This window comes from Exiguobacterium sp. SH5S4, from assembly GCF_004337045.1.
In the GTDB taxonomy this organism is placed as follows: domain Bacteria; phylum Bacillota; class Bacilli; order Exiguobacteriales; family Exiguobacteriaceae; genus Exiguobacterium; species Exiguobacterium aurantiacum_A.
In genome coordinates, this window is the sequence record NZ_SJUQ01000019.1 from 1 (window position 1) to 17,855 (window position 17,855).

Genomic DNA, 17,855 nt, shown 5'->3' on the forward strand with positions numbered 1-17,855 from the left:
CGTCCATCATACGCAGCGCACTCAGTTTTTGTTCGATCGAATGTCGACTTCTCGCCATAAAAAAACACTCCCCAATCAGATAAACAGATTTGTTATTTCATCTGTCTACCTATTGGGGAGCATATCAGACGCATCCGGCGGGTCGCTTGTTTAATCTTCTTCGATGAGTGAGAGCACTTCATCACTGTCGGCTTCGACCGTGACCGTCTTCTCACCGTTGAGACCGTAGTGATCACGAATTTGTTGTTCGATCGCTGCGGCGATTTGTGGATTTTCTTTCATGAACTGCTTCGCATTTTCACGACCTTGTCCAACGCGTTCTTCGTTGTACGAATACCAAGCACCACTTTTTTGAACGATATCAAGATCGGCACCGATATCGATGAGTTCACCTTCACGTGAGATCCCTAGACCGTACATGATGTCGACTTCAGCTGTTTTAAATGGTGGGGCAACCTTATTCTTGACGACTTTGATCTTCGTCCGGTTACCGACCATTTCTTGGCCTTGCTTCAACGTCTCTGCACGACGAACTTCTAAACGAACCGACGAATAGAATTTCAAGGCACGTCCACCTGGAGTTGTTTCCGGGTTCCCGAACATGACACCGATTTTTTCACGAATCTGGTTGATGAAGATGACGATCGTCTTCGATTTGTTCGTCGCACCCGACAACTTACGGAGCGCTTGGCTCATGAGACGGGCTTGAAGTCCCATGTGTGAGTCACCCATCTCACCTTCGATTTCAGCTTTTGGCACGAGTGCCGCTACCGAGTCGACGACAAGGATGTCGACGGCACCAGAACGAACGAGCGCTTCTGCGATTTCGAGCGCTTGCTCCCCTGTGTCCGGCTGTGACAAGAGCAGTTCATCGATGTTGACACCGAGGTTGTGCGCGTACTTCGGATCGAGCGCGTGCTCCGCATCGACGAACGCTGCTTGGCCACCGCGTTTTTGGACTTCAGCGATCGCATGGAGCGCCACTGTCGTCTTACCTGAAGATTCCGGTCCGTACACTTCGATGACACGACCACGTGGATAGCCGCCTGCGCCGAGCGCGATGTCGAGGGCGATCGATCCTGACGGAGTGACGGATACTTGTTGATCTGTATTTTCACCGAGGCGCATGATTGAGCCTTTACCGAATTGTTTCTCAATTTGGCGTAATGCCATTTCTAACGCTTGTTTACGATCACTCATAAATTAATGAGCCTCCTTTGATTTGTATCTTCATTATAAACGAACCCAACCTTTTACACAAGGTTTTTACGAACGTTTATTCGCCTTTTTTCATTCGTTGCCACAATGCCCATAACCCGTCCTTGGCCGCCCGCGCCTGGATGACGTTCCGCTGCTGGTGCGGATAGACGCGTTCGATCACTTCCATACCTGACGGCGTCTTCACCCCGATGAACACGGTGCCGACCGGTCGACCCGAATTTGAGACGGGTCCGGCCTCACCGGTGAAGGACAATCCGTAATCCGAATCCGTCTGATCAACGAGCCCTTGGATCATTTCTAAAGCAACTTGTTTTGAGACGACCGACTGTGACTCAATTGTAGCAAGGGATACCCCTAAAAACCTATTTTTTAGCTTGTCCGAGTACGTGACGACGCCTCCTAGAAAGACTTCTGACGCCCCTGGGACCGCCGTCAGCATCGCTTGGACTTGTCCCCCAGTCAACGATTCGGCGATCGATAGCGTCGCGTGGCGCCGTCTTAGCTCGCGAATCAAATGCGCAGCCAGCGTATCCTCGTCCGAACCGAAATAATAGGCGCCGACACGGGACAGAATGTCTCGTTTGACGCGGTCGATCATCTGCCGGGCCGCGTCCTCGGTCTCCGCTTTCGCGCTGACACGCAGTCGCGCTTCCCCTGACTCCGCGTACGGGGCGACAGTCGGGTTCACCCCGTCCATTAGATCGGATACCGCCTCGTCGAGCGCCGACTCACCGATCTCATAAAAACGTAGTGATTCAGAAACGATCGTCGCACCCGAAAATTTGCTCGGAAACGTCGCTTCGACAATCGCTGTCATCTCGCGCGGCACCCCGGGCAAGAGCAGCCACGTCGTCTCGTCCTCGACCCACATGCCGGGAGCGAGACCGGCCGGATTGTGAAGCACTTCAGCTCCTGATAAAACATCCGCTTGTCTGGCGTCCCCGTCGTTTATCGCTCGTCCCCGCGAGGCGACAAAGCGCTGGATCGTGTCTAAAGACGCTTCGTCCCGAACGAGCGGGCGGCCGAGCAAGTCAGCGAGCACTTGTTTCGTGATGTCATCATTCGTCGGACCGAGTCCCCCGGTGACGATCACGAGTTCGCTCCGTCGGTTCGCTTGCTCGAATGTTTCTCTTAAGCGATCGAAGTTATCCCCGACCACTACATGATACAGTACGGACAGTCCATATTTCGACAACTGCTCTGATAAGTAACGGGCGTTCGTGTTCGAGATTTCCCCTAAGAGTAGTTCAGAACCTACCGCAATGATTTCGGTCCGTTTCATCGAAGTTCCTCCTTTGATTCAAAAAAAAGACGAGTTGTTCCCACAACTCGCCTGTCGTCGATTTACATCGATTTTACAATGATCTTATAGTTTTGTGCGAAATACTCGGCCCCAGAATAAATCGTCAAGACGAGTGCGAGCCACATCGCCCACTCCCCGAACGGGATGCCGATATAGTTGAAAATCGGGTTGCCGAACAATAAGAAGATGATGGCAAAGAGCTGGACCCATGTCTTCGCTTTACCCGACTTACCGGCCGCCACGACAATCCCTTCATCAGCCGCGACGAGACGAAGCCCCGTCACCGCGAACTCACGTGACAAGATGACGACGACGACCCATGCCGCGACGAGGTCCATCTCGACGAGCAAGACGAGCGCCGCCGTGACGAGTAACTTGTCAGCGAGCGGGTCCATGAACTTGCCGAAGTTCGTGACCAAGTTGTGCTTACGGGCCAAGTGCCCGTCAAGCCAATCGGTAATCGCTGCGATCGTAAATATGACCGCGGCGATGAATTGATGAAGCGGTACTTCCGCCCCGAGGAAAGCGATGTCTCCCCAGTTAAAATCTACAGCGAGCAAGACGACGAATACGGGGATGAGCAAAACCCGCAACATCGTCAGGCGGTTAGGTAGGTTCATCGAGAACTCCTCCTCTAGAAGACGTCGACTTATTCAGCGTCGACTCTCTTCACAAATATATTTTGTGTGACCGGAGAATCAGCAAGCTCAAGCTCACGGCCGTTGACGACAATCTTCTCGACGCCACCGATCAAACCGATCCGAATCCGAAGCGTATCTGTTTCGGCACCTTCGATGACGATCGGGTTTTGTTTCGATTGGTTCGGATATTCCGGTGCAAGGAACGCTCCTTCAAGCGATGTATCGCGAACGCCGACATAAGTCGCCGGTGATTCTTTGACGTGAATCTCGGTCGTCAGCTTGTCAGCTGTTGCGATCTCATACGTGAGGTCGGCCCCGTTCGTTTCCGTCACCGCGATCGGTCCGGTTTCTTCTGGCGGCTCTTCCTCGGCCGGTGTTTCTTCGACCGGCGCTTCTTCCGTCGGCTCTTCTTCAGGAACGTCTTCATTTTGATTGATCGTCACGCCTGAAGCCGGTGGTTCAGCCGGTGTCGCGTCCTGTCCACCTCCAAAATCGAGATTTCTAACAACGTAGTAGACCGCTGTCACAAGCAAGAAGGCGACAAGCACGAGCATGATTTTCGGCACCCATCTTGAGACGCGGCTCGACGTCTCGGAAGCTTTTGAATAAGTTTGCTTACGTGATAATTGAGCGGTCGGTTGCGGTTCGATTTTCGGTAAATCTTTTGCATATGTCTCGTAAAGCTCATCGACATCAAGCCCGAGCGATTCCGCATACGTTTTGATGAACGCCCGTGCATAAAACGAACCAGGGAGATTTTTATAATCACCTTCCTCGATCGCGATGATATAGCGTTTTTGAATCTTCGTCGTCTGCTGAATTTGGTCAAGCGTCAGACCGCTCGCCTCACGCCTTTGTTTCAAAAAAGTCCCTAGTTCTGTCAAAGGGGTCCACACCTTCCATTCAATTAATTATTCAAACCATTCTGCTTCACGATTCGTTTCTTGCGGAATGATGATGATTTCATCTTGGTTATTTCGCAGTTCGATAATATAGTCAAAGTCCTCAAACACACAATCGGTATTACGGACGTAAAGATCGGGATGCTCGATCACTTTGACGGCAGGAAGACGCATGACTTCCCGGATCAACTGACGATGACGTTCGTCCATCGTCCGCGTCGAAACGGCGCCGTCGATTATGTAGATGTGATCACCTTCTCGCTCTTCTTCAAACAGTGACGTCCGGACCGTCTGTTTCATGAGTGTCGACGAAAGAAACAGCCAACGTTTGTTTGCGCAGACGCTCGCCGCGACGATCGACTCCGTTTTGCCGACGCGTGGGTTGCCCCGGACACCGATCAACAGATGTCGTTCTTCTTTCATTAGTTCAGCGACAAAATCGACGAGTACCCCTAGATCTTCGCGCACGAAGCGAAACGTCTTTTTGTCATCGTTGTCGTGTTCGATATAGCGGCCGTGACGGATCGCAATCCGGTCCCTCAGTTTCGGGCGGCGGAGTTTGATGACGACGATTGCTTCCATCTTCCGCAAAATATGCTCGAGCCGATGGACGTGATCGGCGGCCGGTGCCTTGAGCAACATCCCGCGACGTTGAAGATCGACCCCGTTGATGGTCACGATCGAGATTTGGAGCATCCCCATCAGCGAGGCGATATCGCCGAGGATGCCGGGGCGATTTTGGCAAAGTTCATATTCGAGATACCATTCTTCGAACTTATGATCCATCTCGTCCACCCTTTCCGAATGTAGGCTCGCTACCTTGTTCATTCTAAATTATTTTAGAAGAATTGAAAAGAACTCGTTTCAACCGCGGCGACAAAGTTTTCACTGCCAACCGCCATCGACCCGTAACACCGTGCCGGTCACGTAGGACGCGGACGGTGAACAGAGGAAACGGATCGTCTCGGCTACTTCTGTGACATGACCGAGACGGCCGAGCGGAATCTCATCTCGAACGTCTTGTTTCGTCTCTTCTACCGTATCATTCATCGGCGTCTCAATCCACCCCGGCGTGATGGCATTGATGCGAACATTAAACGGGCCGGCCTCGCGCGCGAACGCTTTGACGAAGCCGAGCTGTGCCGCTTTGACGGTCGAGTACATCACTTCTCCGGCCGCTCCGACTTCCCCCCAGACGCTCGAGACGATGACGATGTCGAGCGGGCGATCGTAAGCTTTTTGCCCGACGACGTGTTGAACGAGTCGAACCATCGCGCGCACATGAACGCGATAGAGACGATCGAGTTCAGTGATGTCCGCGTCGACGAGCAGCCCGTAGGCGTGGTTACCGGCGACGTGAATAATCCGATCGACCGCGCCGACCGTAGCGAGCCAAGCGTCTAGCGCCTGGTCGTCGCCGAGGTCGCACGTGACGACTTGGCCTGACAAACCCTCTGTCTTCACGAACGCTTCGAGCGCTTCCGTGTTCGCGTGCGCATGTAAGATGAGCTCATCATCGCGAAAGGAAAGGGCGACGGCACGACCGATCGCCCCACTCGCCCCGGTGATGAGTGTCGTCATGGTTTTTTGACGACACAGACGGTCCGTTGATCCGGTTTGAACAGTCGGTCATACGTGTCGTATAGTTCTTCAAGCGTGACCGCGTCTAGCAGCTCGGGCAAATCGAACATATTCCCACCCGTTAGCGCGTAGCGTGAAAACTGGTTGGCGATGAACTCGGGTGAGTTGAGCGCCTTCAAAAACTGCCCTTTCATCATCCGCTTCTTACGGTCGAGTGTCTCATTTCCGATGTCGAGCGGACGCTCGAGCACCTCGGTGATGCGGGCGACGAACGCATCGACATGCGGTGTCTCCATCGACAACACGGCGAAGGCGAACGATTCTTCCGACGTATAGTCGAACGAGAAGGCATCATCGATCAACCCTTCGGCGTAAAGCTCTGCATAGAGCGGCGCCGTCGTGTCAAACAAGGCGTGCATGAGCAGTTCGACGGCCAGTTCTTGTTTCATCCCGTCTTCCCCGGCGCGCGGCGTGTCCTTGTAGCCGATCATGACTTTCGGGACCGATACGTCCATCTCGATGACACGCGCAGCTAAGCGGACCGTTCTCGGCTCTTGCACGTGTTCGCGTTCACTGAGTACAGGCGGTTCGAACGTTTTCGCGGCCTGATTCGAACGGATCTGTTCGAGCACGATGTCAGGGTCGATGTTGCCGACGACGAACAGCGTCATGTTACTCGGGTGATAAAACGCTTGATGACACGCATAAAGGTCAGCGGCCGTGATCGCGCTGATCGAATCGATCGTTCCGGCGATATCGATCTTGACCGGATGCGCTTCATACATCGCCTCGATCAAACCGAAATAAAGACGCCACCCTGCGTTGTCTTGATACATTTGAATCTCCTGGCCGATGATGCCTTTCTCTTTCTCGACCGAAGCTTCTGTAAAGTACGGGTCTTGGACGAAATCAATCAACGTCTTTAAGTTCGCCTCGACGTTTGACGTGGCACCGAACAAATAGGCGGTCCGGGTGAATGATGTGAAGGCGTTCGCTGACGCCCCGAGCTGTCCGAACTTCTGGAACACATCGCCGTCCTTTTTTTCGAACATTTTATGTTCAAGGAAATGGGCGATGCCGTCGGGTACTTCGATCCAGTCGTCTGTTTTGAAGCGACGGTCGATTGAACCGTATTTTGTCGTGAATGTGGCGTACGTCTTTTCATATCCAACTTTCTTCAGCAAGTAGACCGTCAGCCCGTTATCGAGAACGACGTGATGAATCGTCTCACCGACGTTTGGAAAATCTAGTTTCATGCTGTCCCCCCCTTTAAACAATAAATCGCCTTCAGTTTGATTTGACTCGAGAGCGCGGCCACGTCTTCTCGCGTGGTCCGGGCAAGGATGGCCATCTCTTCTTCGAGTGAGAACGGGCGGATGTCCGAACCGCTCATCCAGGCGATCAGTTGACGCGGACTGTCACCGAGTTGGCGCCGTTGATGGAACAACATCTCTTTCGTCTGCTCGAGCGTCATGTCATCGAACTCCCCTGCTTGCAGGTCGGCAAGTTGGTCGGCAATGATTTGTTCTGTTTTCACTTGGTTCAAGGCATCGATCCCGGCGTAGACGAACAACATCCGGCTAAGCGAACTGTATTGCGACGCCGCATAGTACGCCAAGCTCTCCTTTTCACGGACGTTCATGAACAGTTTTGAGTGTGGGAACCCACCGAACAAGCCGTTGACGACTTGCATCTTGATCGCGTCCTCGCTGCGCGGGTCAACGTTGGCCTCATAGGCGAGGTGAAGTTTACTCTGCTTCACGTCCTGCTGTTCCTCAAGTCGCTGAAATTCTCGGTCGACCGGTTCAGGATACTCTCGGACGAGCGGCGAGCCGAGCGTCTCGAGTGGCAAAAACGCCTCGGTCACTTGGTCACGCGTGACGTCCCCGACGACGTAGACGTCGATGCGGTCGTGCTTGATCATGGACGTGTACGCCTCATAGAGCGATCGCGGCGTCACCTGGTCGAGTTGTTCGAGCGTCCCGAGCGACGGGATCGCGAGCTCTCCGCCGAGCAGTTCTTGCAATCGTTGCTGGGCGAAGCGCATTTTATCATCGTATACCGACTCGATGCGTTGACGCTGCAGACGGGATTCTTGTTCGACGATGAGCGGTTGGAACGCGCCGTCGTAAACGTTCGGGCGGAGCAACACTTCTTCTAATAGCTTGATCGCCTGAGACAGGACCGGTTCCCCGACGAGCCGGTCGTTCACAACTTCTAGTTGGAACTGGATGACATGCTCTTTCCCGACTTTTGACGCACCAGCGAATAGGCTAGCATCATATAATTGCTCGAGCGGTGTGTGAAACAGTTCAATCGACGGATACGCCGCCGTCGCTTTTTCCATGACGTACGGCAGGAGCGCCCGGTCGGCAATCGTCTCTGCAGACAACGGCGCCGCGAACGAGACGAGGCACGTCGTCGTTTTAAATTTATCGGTCGGATAGACCGAGTAGTGGAGCTGGTTACGGAATTGTTCGATCCCTTTCATGAATCATCTACTCCTTTTTCGTTTTCGGTTGGAACACGGACGCACCGCGCGCATACTCTTGATCGGGTACGCCCGCCACCACGTTGGCATAACGGGCGGCTGTGAACAAATAATCGCTCAAGCGGTTATAGTAAGACAATTGACGAGCGGCCGCATCGATGTTGACGAGCTCGCGTTCGACGCGGCGACAGACCGTCCGGGAGACGTGCAGACTCGCCGAGGCCACGCTGCCCCCGGGCAGAATGAAGCGGACGAGTTCCGGACACTTCGTCTCTAGTTCATCGATCCACATCTCGAGCTCGGTGACGATCGCTAAGTCGACTTGCTGCGGCGGATCTTGTTTGTACATCAGTTCTGAACCGAGGTCGAACAGATCGTGCTGGATTTTTGTCAGTTGATCCCGTAACGTCGCGTCCGTCTGGTGCGCGAGCGCGAGACCGATGTGACTGTTCAATTCATCTAACAATCCCATCGCCTCGATTTGCGGGTGTACTTTCAAGACGCGTCCGCCGATCAATGACGTTTCACCCTTGTCGCCTCCACGTGTATAGCGCTTCATGTCATTTCCTCCTCTATGCCACAAATGGTGACCCATAGGAGTCACCATTGTCGTTATGAATGCGGTTGGTCGTAAGGGAGCCGAATCATGAACGTCGTCCCTTCGCCGTACACGCTCGTGACGTCGACCGTGCCATGGTGGGCATCGATGACGTTCTTGACGATGGCGAGTCCGATGCCTGTTCCTGTCTTCCCGCCGCTCGTCCGGGCCTTGTCCGCTTTATAGAACCGCTCGAACACAAACGGCAAGTCCTCTTTCGGGATCCCGCTGCCGGTATCGGTCAAACGGATCAAGAAGCCGTCCGCTTCTTCGGTCGCCTCGAGCCGAATCGCTCCGCTCTCGGTGTGGGCGATGGCGTTGCCGATCAAGTTCGTGAACACTTGTTCTAACCGATCCCCATCCGCTTCAATCTTCCGCTTCGGAGCCACGGTCGACAACGTGATTCCTTTCTCGTTCGCCATCTGGTTAAACTTGCGCATCACCCGCGGTAAAAATTCGCCGAAATCGAACGCCGCGAACTGCATCGTCTCTTTCCCTGATTCGATTCTTGCCAAATCGAGTAAATCGTTGACGAGCCGGGCAAGCCGTAACGACTCGTCGTAAATGATCGAAGCGAATTCTTTCGTCGCCTCGTCACTCTCGGTCATGCCGTCGATGATGGCCTCGGAATAGCCTTGGAGCGTCACGAGCGGTGTCCGCAGCTCGTGGCTGATATTGGCGACGAAGTCGGTCCGCATCTTGTCGAGGCGGTGACTTTCGGTCGTATCACGGATGACGACGACCGCTCCCTCAAAATCTTCCTCCCCGAGGAGCGGTGTGACCGTCAACGTATAGTAGCGATCGTCTTGCTTCACTTCAATCGTCTTCTCAGGCGCACCGCCGACGAGGTCTTCGTAAAGCGCGAGCACGACTTCGTGCGGTTGATCATCGTTCAACAACGGCTGTGCCTGCGGGTTCGTCACGATCACGTTCGCATGGCGATCGAGCGTGATGACACCGTCTGCCATCGAACGCAGAATCGAAGCGAGCTGCAACCGTTCACGGTCGAGCGCGTTCACGTATGTTGACAGCTGGCTGCTCATCGCATTGAATGAGCCGGCAAGTTCACCGATTTCGTCGTTCGTCTTCTGGACGAGCCGCAGATCGAACTGTCCTTCACCCGTCTTATTGACGGCGTCCCTCATCTCACGCAGCGGGGCCGTGATCCGGGTTGATAAGAAGAAAGCGAACACGGTCGTGACGATGATCGCCGAGGCGACCGTCCAAAAGATGATCGTCCGCGCCCCTTCATTCGCGCTTGAGATCGCATTGAGCGGCTCAAACAAATAGAGTGTATACTCGCCCGTCTCAAGGGAGAACGTCGTCCGATACGCCAAGGCAGCCTGGTCATCGAACGACGAGAAGTTCCCGATCGCCGTCTCCCCTACAGCTTGATAAGGACTCCAAGACTGACGCCCGAGTTCAGTCATCAAGCCATCGACTTCCGTGCCGAAGTTCGAACGGACCGACCCGTTCTCTAAAATATAGTTCGCTCCGTACACTTCGATGATTTGGTCGACCGTCCGTGACGAATCGCCTTCTTCTAGCAAGACAGACTGGACTTGCCCACCGAGTTTCGCTAAATGACCACGTTCCTGATCGATATGGAACGAGTTGAAGAACTCGAGCATCAGGACGGATACGATGAACAAAATCAGGCTGACCAACACGAGGATCGTCAGCCACAGCTTCGTGACAATACTATTGCGGCGAATCATCACTCACTGACGACTTCAAACTTGTACCCGACACCCCATACCGTCGTGATCATTTGGGCCGCGGATGGAGAGACACGGTTCAATTTCTCACGAAGCCGTTTCACGTGCGTGTCGACCGTTCGAAGGTCTCCGAAAAATTCATAGTTCCATACTTCTTTTAACAGTTGCTCCCGCGAGAACACTTTATCGACTTGTTTGGCAAGGAAGAATAATAGCTCATACTCTTTCGGCGTGAGGGCGATTTCTTCCCCGTCGACCGTGACACGGTGTGCGTCATTGTCGATCGTCAAATGCGGGAACACGATCAAGTCTTTCGACTTTTCGGCCGTTTGCAAAAATTTTGTCGAACCTGAGCGACGGAGTAGCGCTTTGACGCGCAAGACGACTTCACGAGGACTGAACGGTTTGACGATGTAGTCGTCCGCGCCGACCTCGAAGCCTTGAACCCGGTCGATCTCCTCACCTTTCGCCGTCAGCATGATGACAGGTGTCGCTTTCGTTTTACGGAGTTCGGTACACACTTCGACCCCGTCCATCTTCGGCATCATCAAGTCGAGCAAAATGACGTCAAAGTCGCCTTCGAGTGCGAGTTGAAGCGCTTCTTCACCGTTCGTCGCTTCTTCGATCACGTATTGCTCCCGTTCTAGATACATTTTTAACAGTCGGCGAATTCTTTCTTCGTCGTCGACTACTAGAATTTTTGTTTTATCAGCCATCAACTAAACCTCCCAGAGAACCATTACAAGATGTAGCGAATGTTGCACAATTGTGAACATTTCGCTCTCTTTCATAACTATACCACTCTATTATTTCGCTTAACAACGGTGAGTTGTATGCCCTTACGAAAAAGAAGCCACCGAAGTGACTTCTTTTTCATCAAGCGTATGAATGTAATCCGGCGATGACGAGGTTGACGAACACTAAGTTGAACATGATGACGGCGAATCCGCCGACACAGAGCCATGCTGCTTTCGTCCCCGTCCAGCCCCGCTGGATGCGCATATGCAAGTAATAAATATAGATGAGCATCGTGATGAGCGCCCATACTTCTTTCGGGTCCCAGCCCCAGAAACGGTTCCAGGCAATCTGCGCCCAAATCATGGCGAAGATGAGCCCACCGAGGATGAAGACCGGCAATCCGATCGCAATCGAACGGTAGCTGATCTCGTCCGCGAGGTCAAGATCGACTTTCTTCGCGAGCGGTTGCAACGCTTCCGCAATACGTTTGCGTAAGACGACGAACCGGAGCACAAGGTAAATGACGGCGCCAGCGATAATCGACCAGAGCAACGTGTTCAACTTCAACGTGTTGATGAACGTCGGCAATTCGAGCGATAGTCCACTCGCACCTGATAACAGTTGTGCGCCTTCCGGTACGAACAAGATCGGCATGAAATATTCGTACGACTCTTGCGTACCGCGGTCATTCGTAAATTCGACGACACCGCCGGCACCGATTGCTTTAAACAGCATCGATACGAGGATGAAGCCGAGCGTGCACATGAGGACGAACATCGTCACTTCTAGCCATGTGCGCGATTTCGATCGTTCGCGCATCGACGTCTCGTTGAGCAAGAAGATGAGACCTGAGGCGAAACTGATGGCGAGAATCCCTTGACCGAGCGCGGCCGTCGTGACGTGAATTTTCAACCAGACACTGTTCAGTGCCGGAATGAGCGGTGCCACTTCGCTTGAGAACATCGATGCGAACGCGATAACGAGAAGCGCCACCGGCATGGCGAACAAGCCGAGCACATCGTTTTTATAAATCCCATAGACGACAAGGAAACCGAGCACCATCATCATCCCAAAGAATGTCGTGTACTCGTAAAGGTTAGAGACCGGCGCGTAGCCGACCCCGATCCAACGCATGATAAAATATCCCGTTTGGGCGACAAAGCCGATGACGGCTAGCGTGAACGCATACTTACCGTAAGCGATCCGGTTGACGTTTCGGTCTTTGCGCATGCCGCTGACCGCGATTGTGAACAACACGGTCGCCACGGCGTAAAGAATGAACGCGATCAAGAGCAGGCGGCTGCTCCACTGAATCCACTCCATTATGATTCCCCTCTTTCTTTAGTTGAGTCGATGTCTGCCTTTTGTTCGAACCGAGCCTGGTCTTCCCAAATCGGCAGCCCATTTTTTTCTAGGAGCGGTGTGATCTCACGGTGAAGCGACGACGGGTTCTTGTTCGTGAATCCAGCCACGAGCACGTCCGTCTCGTTATGACGTCGAATCCAGACCCGGCGGTGCGGCCAATACATCCCCATGACGATCCCGATCATGAAGATCGTCCCACCGACAATTAAAATCGGATACGTCGAGTCGCTCTTGACCCGAAGTCCGCTCGTACTCGCCATTTCCGTTCCTGCGAACTGGATCGCGTAACGATTGTCTTCATCGGCAACGTTCAGTCGAATCCCAATCAAGTTCGATTCGGTCGTCCCATCCGGGTTTTCGACTGCTAAGAAGAAGGCAGGGTTCAACGCCCGTGGTGACTTCGTATCCGGTTGCCCATTTCGAACTTCAAAGTCCGGATATAAGTCGTTGAGCGTCACCGTGACCTCACCGAGATCGTACGTCGTCTCAGGGTCCGTCAAATCAACCGTGAACGGCCCGTACACGTCACCTGTCTGTTTGTCACCGACGTTAAACGACATCGACAAAAACTCGGGTCGGCTTGAATACTGCTCCTGATACACTTCGTACTGATCGAATTTGAACGGATGGTTCACTTTCGTCGAACCGGTTTCGACTTCCTCGAGTTGCGGCGATCCGTCCTCGTTCGTCCCGGTCTTCTTGAACAGTGTCAGTTCCGTCTCATAGTTTTTCGGGACAGCCCCGGCTTTTTCAATCGCCTCGGCGAACTTGGCGTCCTCCGGATTATTTTCTGGATCATACATCTCGAGGATGAACTGATCGTTGCGAAGGTAATACGTGTCGTCGGTCGCCTCGAGCGCCACCGTCTCGCCTTCCCGTACCCATTCGAGCGTATCGGTGTGAAATGCCGGGAAGACGCGGAGCATCGCCCCGATAAAGAAGATGACAAGCCCGATGTGGTTGATGTATGGGCCCCAACGACCAAACCGATACTTTTCGGCGAGTAATGCATCGCCGTCGCGTTTCACCTGGTAACGCTTAGACTTCAATGCCTCACCGAGCGCGTCGATCTGTTCGTCCGTTCCTTTACCTTCACCGATCAAGCGTTGCCCGCGCATGAAGCGGTCGGTGCGTCGGACCGGTTGATATTTCAACGCTTTATACAGGGGAAAGAATCGATCGATCGAGACGACGATCAGTGACAACGTCAGCATCACGATCAACGTGATGTACCACCACGACGTATATAAGTTATGGAATCCTAACGTGTAATAAATCGTTCCTGGCGTACCATATTCTTCGGTGTAGTATTGACTCGCCGGCAATTGTTGCGGAATATACATCTCTTGTGGAAAAGTCGTCCCGACCGCAGAGCCGACGATAATGAGTCCAATCAACCAAAGACCGACTTTGACCGATGCAAAGAAACTCCAGGCACGGTCAATCCAAGATCTCGGACGACGCTTCGACCGTAAATCGGCGCCGTCGTACTTCATATCTAGCATGTGTGCGCCCCCCGTTCGCTTACAATGACTTCTCGGCTAACTCTAACAGTTTCTCTTTCGTGAGTTCACCTTCATACTTTTCAATGACTTTTCCGTCGGCATCGATGACAAACGTCACCGGTAAGTTATAAATGCCGTACGCCTTCTCGACTTCGCTACGTGTATCCATCAAGATCGGATAGTCGAGCTCGACGCCGAGGTCATTGATAAAGTTGTCGACCCGCAGCGGCGTCTCACCGACGTTCACGGCCCAAAAGTCCACGCCCATATTTTGAAGCGTGGCATAGTTGTCTTGTACGACCGGCATCTCTTTCTCGCACGGTTCACAGAACGTACCCCAAAAATTTAACAGCATCCCTTTCCCATCATACGTTTCGCGCTCGACCATCGTCGCCCCGTCAAGACTGACGAGTTTAAAGTTCGGCGCGTCGTCTCCGGCCTCGACCCGGCCATCATTCCCGGCCTGCTCGATCAATTGCATGATGACGACCGCACCGGCAAACAGCACCATCGTCATAATCATGAGGCGCCAAAATGACCGTTTTTTCTTATGGGCCATCGCTTGATTCATCCGATCGCCTTGTTTTGTCTCTTTCGTCATGATTTCACACCATCCTTCAGTTGCTATTGTACTGAAAAAACAACGATAACGCACATTAACAGACTTTTTTCATCTTTTTGTCACAGAATCTCCACAAAAGAAAAAATCATCCTGTGTAAGGACGATTTTTAGCTTGTTATTTTTTCTTTTTCTTGCCTCGTGGTTCATTTGGCACGACCGGGTTCGCTAGCTCACGGAGCTTGCTCACTTCCTTGCGTGACAACTCGCGCCAGTCGCCTGTCGTGAGTCCATCGAGCGTCAAGAAACCGAACTGTTCGCGCTTCAGTTTGATGACTTCCGAACCGACTGCTTCGAGCATGCGGCGAATCTGACGGTTGTGCCCTTCCGAGATGACGATTTCAAGAATCGCCGAGTTCTTCTTATGGTCGACTGTCTTCATTCTGACTTTCGCGCTGCCCGTCTTATAACCGTCATCGAGCTCTAAGCCTGACTCGAGCTGCTTGATGGCGATATACGAAGGGATGTTTTTCACTTTCGCGACGTAACGTTTCGGGATTTTGAACTTCGGATGAGTCATCATGTTCGAGAACTCTCCGTCGTTCGTCAAGATGATGAGTCCCGTCGTATTGTAATCGAGACGACCGACCGGGAAAACGCGTGACCCTGGTGGAACGAGATCGGTAACGACTTTGCGTCCTTTATCATCGTCGACCGTCGACACGTAGCCGCTCGGTTTGTAGAGCACGTAGTAGACGTGTTCTTCCTGTTCAATTTTGACGCCGTCGACTTCAATCTCCGACTTCGGTCCGACTTTCGTCCCGAGTTCACGAACGACTTTGCCGTTAATGCGAACCCGTCCGTCTAAAATCATTTCTTCGGCTTTACGCCGTGAGGCGATACCCGCTTGGGCAATCACTTTTTGTAAACGTTCCATTTAATCATTCTCCAATCTATCTTCCGTAATCGAAGCTGGCTGGCCGAAGAACAGATCGCCTTCGTCTGCCAGCTCGTCAACAAACGTTAATGGTGGCAACTCCTCGAGTGAATTGAATCCGAAATGGTCAAGGAAATGCTCGGTCGTCCGGTACAGTTTCGCGCGCCCGATCGTCTTCGCCCGGCCGGCTGATTCAATCAGCCCTTTTGACAACAACGTATGAATGACGCGTTCGACTTTGACACCACGGACTTCCTCGATATCGGCCCGTGTGACCGGCTGCTTGTAGGCGATGATGACGAGCGTCTCCATGGCCGCACGAGACAGCGCCTGTTCGGCCATCGTCCCGACATACCGTTGAATGTACTCGGACACGTCCGGGATCGTCACGAGCTTATACACACCGCCCGATTCGATCAATTGAAACGGGCGCCCCGAGTCCGTGAACGACGCCTCGAGCTTATTCAATTGTTCGCGGGCAGCGGCCTCAGAAATATCGAGCGTGTCTGCTAGCGCCCGGACTTCCATGCCCTCTTCTCCGACGACAAACAATAGGCTTTCAATGATCGTTTCATAAGACAACAACGGCTTCATCCCTTTCCTTTGACGCTTCGACAAACGAAATGTGAATATCTCGGTCGACTTGCTTTGTCGTGACGACTCGTAACTTAATCAACTCAAGCAGCGCCATGAACGTGACGACAAGGTCGGACACGTCCGGCCGTTCTTCGAAGAATGCAAAGAACGACGTGTTCCGGTTCGCCGACACATGTTCATGCAGACGGGTCATCTGCTGTTCGAGCGTCCGCTCTTCCCGCTTGATCGTCTTTTTACGCCGTTCTTTCCAACGCTTCCGCTCGACCATCTTTGAATAGGCGTGCAACAAATCCGAAAAGTTGAGCGGCCCATCGTAAGGTTGGACCAGTTCAGACATGTACCGTGTCAAATCTTCGCCGGGACGGCTATATAGTTCGAGCCGTTGCTCTTCTTGCTCACGCATGAAGACGACCGCTTCTTTATAAGCTTTGTATTCAATCAACTGTCGAATCAACCCTTCCCGAGTCGGCTCTTCGCCGAAATCCGGAATCTCATCGTCCTCGATCGGGACCGGTGGCAACAGTTGTTTGCTCTTTAATTGGAGCAACGTCGCCGCCATGACCAAATATTCACTGGCCACATCGAGCTCAAACTTTTGCATCGTCCGGATAAAGGCGACATACTGGTCCGTGACTTCCGAAACAGAGATGTCGGCGATATCGAGCTCCATCTTGCCGATCAAGTGGAGCAACAAGTCGAGCGGGCCTTCGAACGTATCGATTTTGACGTTATACGCTTCCATAGAGACACCTGCCATTTAACATTTTTGCGCTTTAGTATAACATGTTTTGTAGTACAGTGACCACGAAAGGAGAAAATTGATGCTTACCCCTTTTTATCAGTATACGTTGCTGTTTGAATGTCATGCCGATTATTTCGAGTGCCACGAGGTGCTCGAAGAGGCGTGGCAGGATGGGAACCGCGAACATCTCGGCTATGCCGTCTTGATCCAGTACGCCGTCGCCCACTATCACTTCCGTCGGGGCAACACGGCCGGGGCCGTCAAGAGCGTCGCTGCGTTGAAGCAAAAGCTTCCTTTGGCCGCAAGCGCCCTTGAACCGCTCGGCATCGACATGGAGGCGTTCACACGTGACTTGGAACGTTGGCCGCTCCCGGACACACTCCCGCTAGACGAGCCGACACGCCGACAAATCGACCGGTTGAAACCCACGTTCGAGCCGACCTCCCTGACTTTCGACGAGCTCGTCCATAAACATATCCACCGTGACCGGACGCCCGTCGTTAAAGAGCGTCTGCTCGCGCTAGAACAACGACAAAAAGCTAGGCGCTGAGCCTAGCTTTTTATATCGAGACTTGATTCCATTTATCGAGCAAGTCGCTCGTCTTCCCGTGACCGACAAGTGTCAAGTCGAACGGTAACAAGTTCCGTGTCTCATCGAGCAGTTCATATGAACGTTTCTCGCCACGGAACGAAGGCGACAAGGCGATATGGTGGATGCACATCGTCGTCTCAAGCTGTTCCATCCCGATGATCCCGACGAAGTCTTCTTCGACTTTCCACAAGTAGAGGAACTTCGAAGCGTCTTCCTCGTAAGACCGTACGAGTTCGAGAAGGGCGAGCGGAGACTTGTCGCTACATGCAAATGCGAGCAGCCCCATTGCCGTCTTCTCGTGCGATTGTTTATACTTCACCAGCATGGCTGGTCTCACCACCTTTAGTCAGACATGTTTCACGAAG

Annotated in this window: 19 protein-coding genes; 1 reads left to right on the plus strand and 18 read right to left on the minus strand. The window is 53.0% G+C overall.

Annotated elements, in window-relative coordinates:
- Positions 1-150 precede the first annotated feature (150 nt).
- From recA to EVJ32_RS11080, 17 genes are all read right to left on the minus strand, one after another.
- Complete coding sequence (gene recA, locus EVJ32_RS11000; RefSeq protein WP_070327130.1) at positions 151-1,200, minus strand: recombinase RecA; 1,050 nt, start codon at positions 1,198-1,200, stop codon at positions 151-153.
- A 76-nt stretch (positions 1,201-1,276) separates the two neighbouring features.
- Positions 1,277-2,503 (minus strand): competence/damage-inducible protein A, encoded by a 1,227-nt coding sequence (locus EVJ32_RS11005; RefSeq protein ID WP_131458414.1) that lies wholly within the window; start codon positions 2,501-2,503, stop codon positions 1,277-1,279.
- 62 nt (positions 2,504-2,565) lie between these two features.
- Positions 2,566-3,144, minus strand: coding sequence for a CDP-diacylglycerol--glycerol-3-phosphate 3-phosphatidyltransferase (gene pgsA / locus EVJ32_RS11010; protein WP_131458416.1), 579 nt, complete (start codon positions 3,142-3,144; stop codon positions 2,566-2,568).
- 29 nt (positions 3,145-3,173) lie between these two features.
- The gene (locus EVJ32_RS11015) at positions 3,174-4,049 is read right to left on the minus strand and encodes a helix-turn-helix domain-containing protein (RefSeq protein ID WP_070327127.1); all 876 of its coding nucleotides are present in this window, start codon (positions 4,047-4,049) and stop codon (positions 3,174-3,176) included.
- A 27-nt stretch (positions 4,050-4,076) separates the two neighbouring features.
- On the minus strand, positions 4,077-4,853 hold the full coding sequence (locus tag EVJ32_RS11020; RefSeq protein WP_131458417.1) for a DUF3388 domain-containing protein: 777 nt from the start codon (positions 4,851-4,853) through the stop codon (positions 4,077-4,079).
- Positions 4,854-4,952: 99 nt separating this feature from the next.
- Positions 4,953-5,648, minus strand: coding sequence for an elongation factor P 5-aminopentanone reductase (gene ymfI, locus EVJ32_RS11025; protein ID WP_131458418.1), 696 nt, complete (start codon positions 5,646-5,648; stop codon positions 4,953-4,955).
- Positions 5,645-6,904, minus strand: a complete 1,260-nt coding sequence (gene yfmH, locus EVJ32_RS11030) for an EF-P 5-aminopentanol modification-associated protein YfmH (protein WP_131458420.1) — start codon at positions 6,902-6,904, stop codon at positions 5,645-5,647. Before yfmH ends, ymfI begins: the two co-directional genes overlap by 4 nt.
- Complete coding sequence (yfmF, locus tag EVJ32_RS11035; RefSeq protein WP_071397657.1) at positions 6,901-8,139, minus strand: EF-P 5-aminopentanol modification-associated protein YfmF; 1,239 nt, start codon at positions 8,137-8,139, stop codon at positions 6,901-6,903. The genes yfmH and yfmF overlap by 4 nt, the downstream gene beginning before the upstream one ends.
- A gap of 7 nt (positions 8,140-8,146) precedes the next feature.
- Positions 8,147-8,698, minus strand: coding sequence for a cob(I)yrinic acid a,c-diamide adenosyltransferase (locus tag EVJ32_RS11040; RefSeq protein WP_131458423.1), 552 nt, complete (start codon positions 8,696-8,698; stop codon positions 8,147-8,149).
- A gap of 53 nt (positions 8,699-8,751) precedes the next feature.
- Positions 8,752-10,455: an ATP-binding protein gene (locus EVJ32_RS11045; RefSeq protein ID WP_131458489.1), complete on the minus strand. Its 1,704-nt coding sequence runs from the start codon at positions 10,453-10,455 to the stop codon at positions 8,752-8,754.
- Positions 10,455-11,171, minus strand: coding sequence for a response regulator transcription factor (locus EVJ32_RS11050; protein ID WP_070327120.1), 717 nt, complete (start codon positions 11,169-11,171; stop codon positions 10,455-10,457). Before EVJ32_RS11050 ends, EVJ32_RS11045 begins: the two co-directional genes overlap by 1 nt.
- A 160-nt stretch (positions 11,172-11,331) precedes the next feature.
- Entirely contained in the window at positions 11,332-12,516 is a 1,185-nt protein-coding gene (gene ccsB / locus EVJ32_RS11055) for a c-type cytochrome biogenesis protein CcsB (protein ID WP_131458424.1), read from the minus strand.
- On the minus strand, positions 12,516-14,063 hold the full coding sequence (gene resB / locus EVJ32_RS11060; protein WP_236635526.1) for a cytochrome c biogenesis protein ResB: 1,548 nt from the start codon (positions 14,061-14,063) through the stop codon (positions 12,516-12,518). The genes ccsB and resB overlap by 1 nt, the downstream gene beginning before the upstream one ends.
- Before the next feature lie 19 nt (positions 14,064-14,082).
- Positions 14,083-14,664 (minus strand): redoxin domain-containing protein, encoded by a 582-nt coding sequence (locus EVJ32_RS11065; RefSeq protein ID WP_071397661.1) that lies wholly within the window; start codon positions 14,662-14,664, stop codon positions 14,083-14,085.
- Positions 14,665-14,800: 136 nt separating this feature from the next.
- Positions 14,801-15,559, minus strand: coding sequence for a pseudouridine synthase (locus tag EVJ32_RS11070; protein ID WP_071397662.1), 759 nt, complete (start codon positions 15,557-15,559; stop codon positions 14,801-14,803).
- Positions 15,560-16,153: an SMC-Scp complex subunit ScpB gene (scpB, locus tag EVJ32_RS11075; protein WP_201738345.1), complete on the minus strand. Its 594-nt coding sequence runs from the start codon at positions 16,151-16,153 to the stop codon at positions 15,560-15,562.
- Positions 16,131-16,898: a segregation and condensation protein A gene (locus tag EVJ32_RS11080; protein ID WP_070327115.1), complete on the minus strand. Its 768-nt coding sequence runs from the start codon at positions 16,896-16,898 to the stop codon at positions 16,131-16,133. Before EVJ32_RS11080 ends, scpB begins: the two co-directional genes overlap by 23 nt.
- A gap of 79 nt (positions 16,899-16,977) precedes the next feature.
- Here EVJ32_RS11080 and EVJ32_RS11085 point away from each other — a divergent pair, with 79 nt between their 5' ends.
- On the plus strand, positions 16,978-17,448 hold the full coding sequence (locus EVJ32_RS11085; protein WP_131458426.1) for a DUF309 domain-containing protein: 471 nt from the start codon (positions 16,978-16,980) through the stop codon (positions 17,446-17,448).
- A 10-nt stretch (positions 17,449-17,458) separates the two neighbouring features.
- Here EVJ32_RS11085 and EVJ32_RS11090 read toward each other — a convergent pair whose 3' ends face one another.
- Positions 17,459-17,815, minus strand: a complete 357-nt coding sequence (locus EVJ32_RS11090) for a GCN5 family acetyltransferase (protein ID WP_131458428.1) — start codon at positions 17,813-17,815, stop codon at positions 17,459-17,461.
- Positions 17,816-17,855: the final 40 nt, after the last annotated feature.

Excerpts from the sequence above, each read along its gene's own strand:
- recA (WP_070327130.1), bottom strand. The coding sequence starts at position 1,200 with ATGAGTGATCGTAAACAAGCGTTAGAAATGGCATTACGCCAAATTGAG.
- EVJ32_RS11005 (WP_131458414.1), bottom strand. The coding sequence starts at position 2,503 with ATGAAACGGACCGAAATCATTGCGGTAGGTTCTGAACTACTCTTAGGG.
- pgsA (WP_131458416.1), bottom strand. The coding sequence starts at position 3,144 with ATGAACCTACCTAACCGCCTGACGATGTTGCGGGTTTTGCTCATCCCC.
- EVJ32_RS11020 (WP_131458417.1), bottom strand. The coding sequence starts at position 4,853 with ATGGATCATAAGTTCGAAGAATGGTATCTCGAATATGAACTTTGCCAA.
- ymfI (WP_131458418.1), bottom strand. The coding sequence starts at position 5,648 with ATGACGACACTCATCACCGGGGCGAGTGGGGCGATCGGTCGTGCCGTC.
- yfmH (WP_131458420.1), bottom strand. The coding sequence starts at position 6,904 with ATGAAACTAGATTTTCCAAACGTCGGTGAGACGATTCATCACGTCGTT.
- yfmF (WP_071397657.1), bottom strand. The coding sequence starts at position 8,139 with ATGAAAGGGATCGAACAATTCCGTAACCAGCTCCACTACTCGGTCTAT.
- EVJ32_RS11040 (WP_131458423.1), bottom strand. The coding sequence starts at position 8,698 with ATGAAGCGCTATACACGTGGAGGCGACAAGGGTGAAACGTCATTGATC.
- EVJ32_RS11045 (WP_131458489.1), bottom strand. The coding sequence starts at position 10,455 with ATGATTCGCCGCAATAGTATTGTCACGAAGCTGTGGCTGACGATCCTC.
- EVJ32_RS11050 (WP_070327120.1), bottom strand. The coding sequence starts at position 11,171 with ATGGCTGATAAAACAAAAATTCTAGTAGTCGACGACGAAGAAAGAATT.
- ccsB (WP_131458424.1), bottom strand. The coding sequence starts at position 12,516 with ATGGAGTGGATTCAGTGGAGCAGCCGCCTGCTCTTGATCGCGTTCATT.
- resB (WP_236635526.1), bottom strand. The coding sequence starts at position 14,063 with ATGCTAGATATGAAGTACGACGGCGCCGATTTACGGTCGAAGCGTCGT.
- EVJ32_RS11065 (WP_071397661.1), bottom strand. The coding sequence starts at position 14,664 with ATGACGAAAGAGACAAAACAAGGCGATCGGATGAATCAAGCGATGGCC.
- EVJ32_RS11070 (WP_071397662.1), bottom strand. The coding sequence starts at position 15,559 with ATGGAACGTTTACAAAAAGTGATTGCCCAAGCGGGTATCGCCTCACGG.
- scpB (WP_201738345.1), bottom strand. The coding sequence starts at position 16,153 with ATGAAGCCGTTGTTGTCTTATGAAACGATCATTGAAAGCCTATTGTTT.
- EVJ32_RS11080 (WP_070327115.1), bottom strand. The coding sequence starts at position 16,898 with ATGGAAGCGTATAACGTCAAAATCGATACGTTCGAAGGCCCGCTCGAC.
- EVJ32_RS11085 (WP_131458426.1), top strand. The coding sequence starts at position 16,978 with ATGCTTACCCCTTTTTATCAGTATACGTTGCTGTTTGAATGTCATGCC.
- EVJ32_RS11090 (WP_131458428.1), bottom strand. The coding sequence starts at position 17,815 with ATGCTGGTGAAGTATAAACAATCGCACGAGAAGACGGCAATGGGGCTG.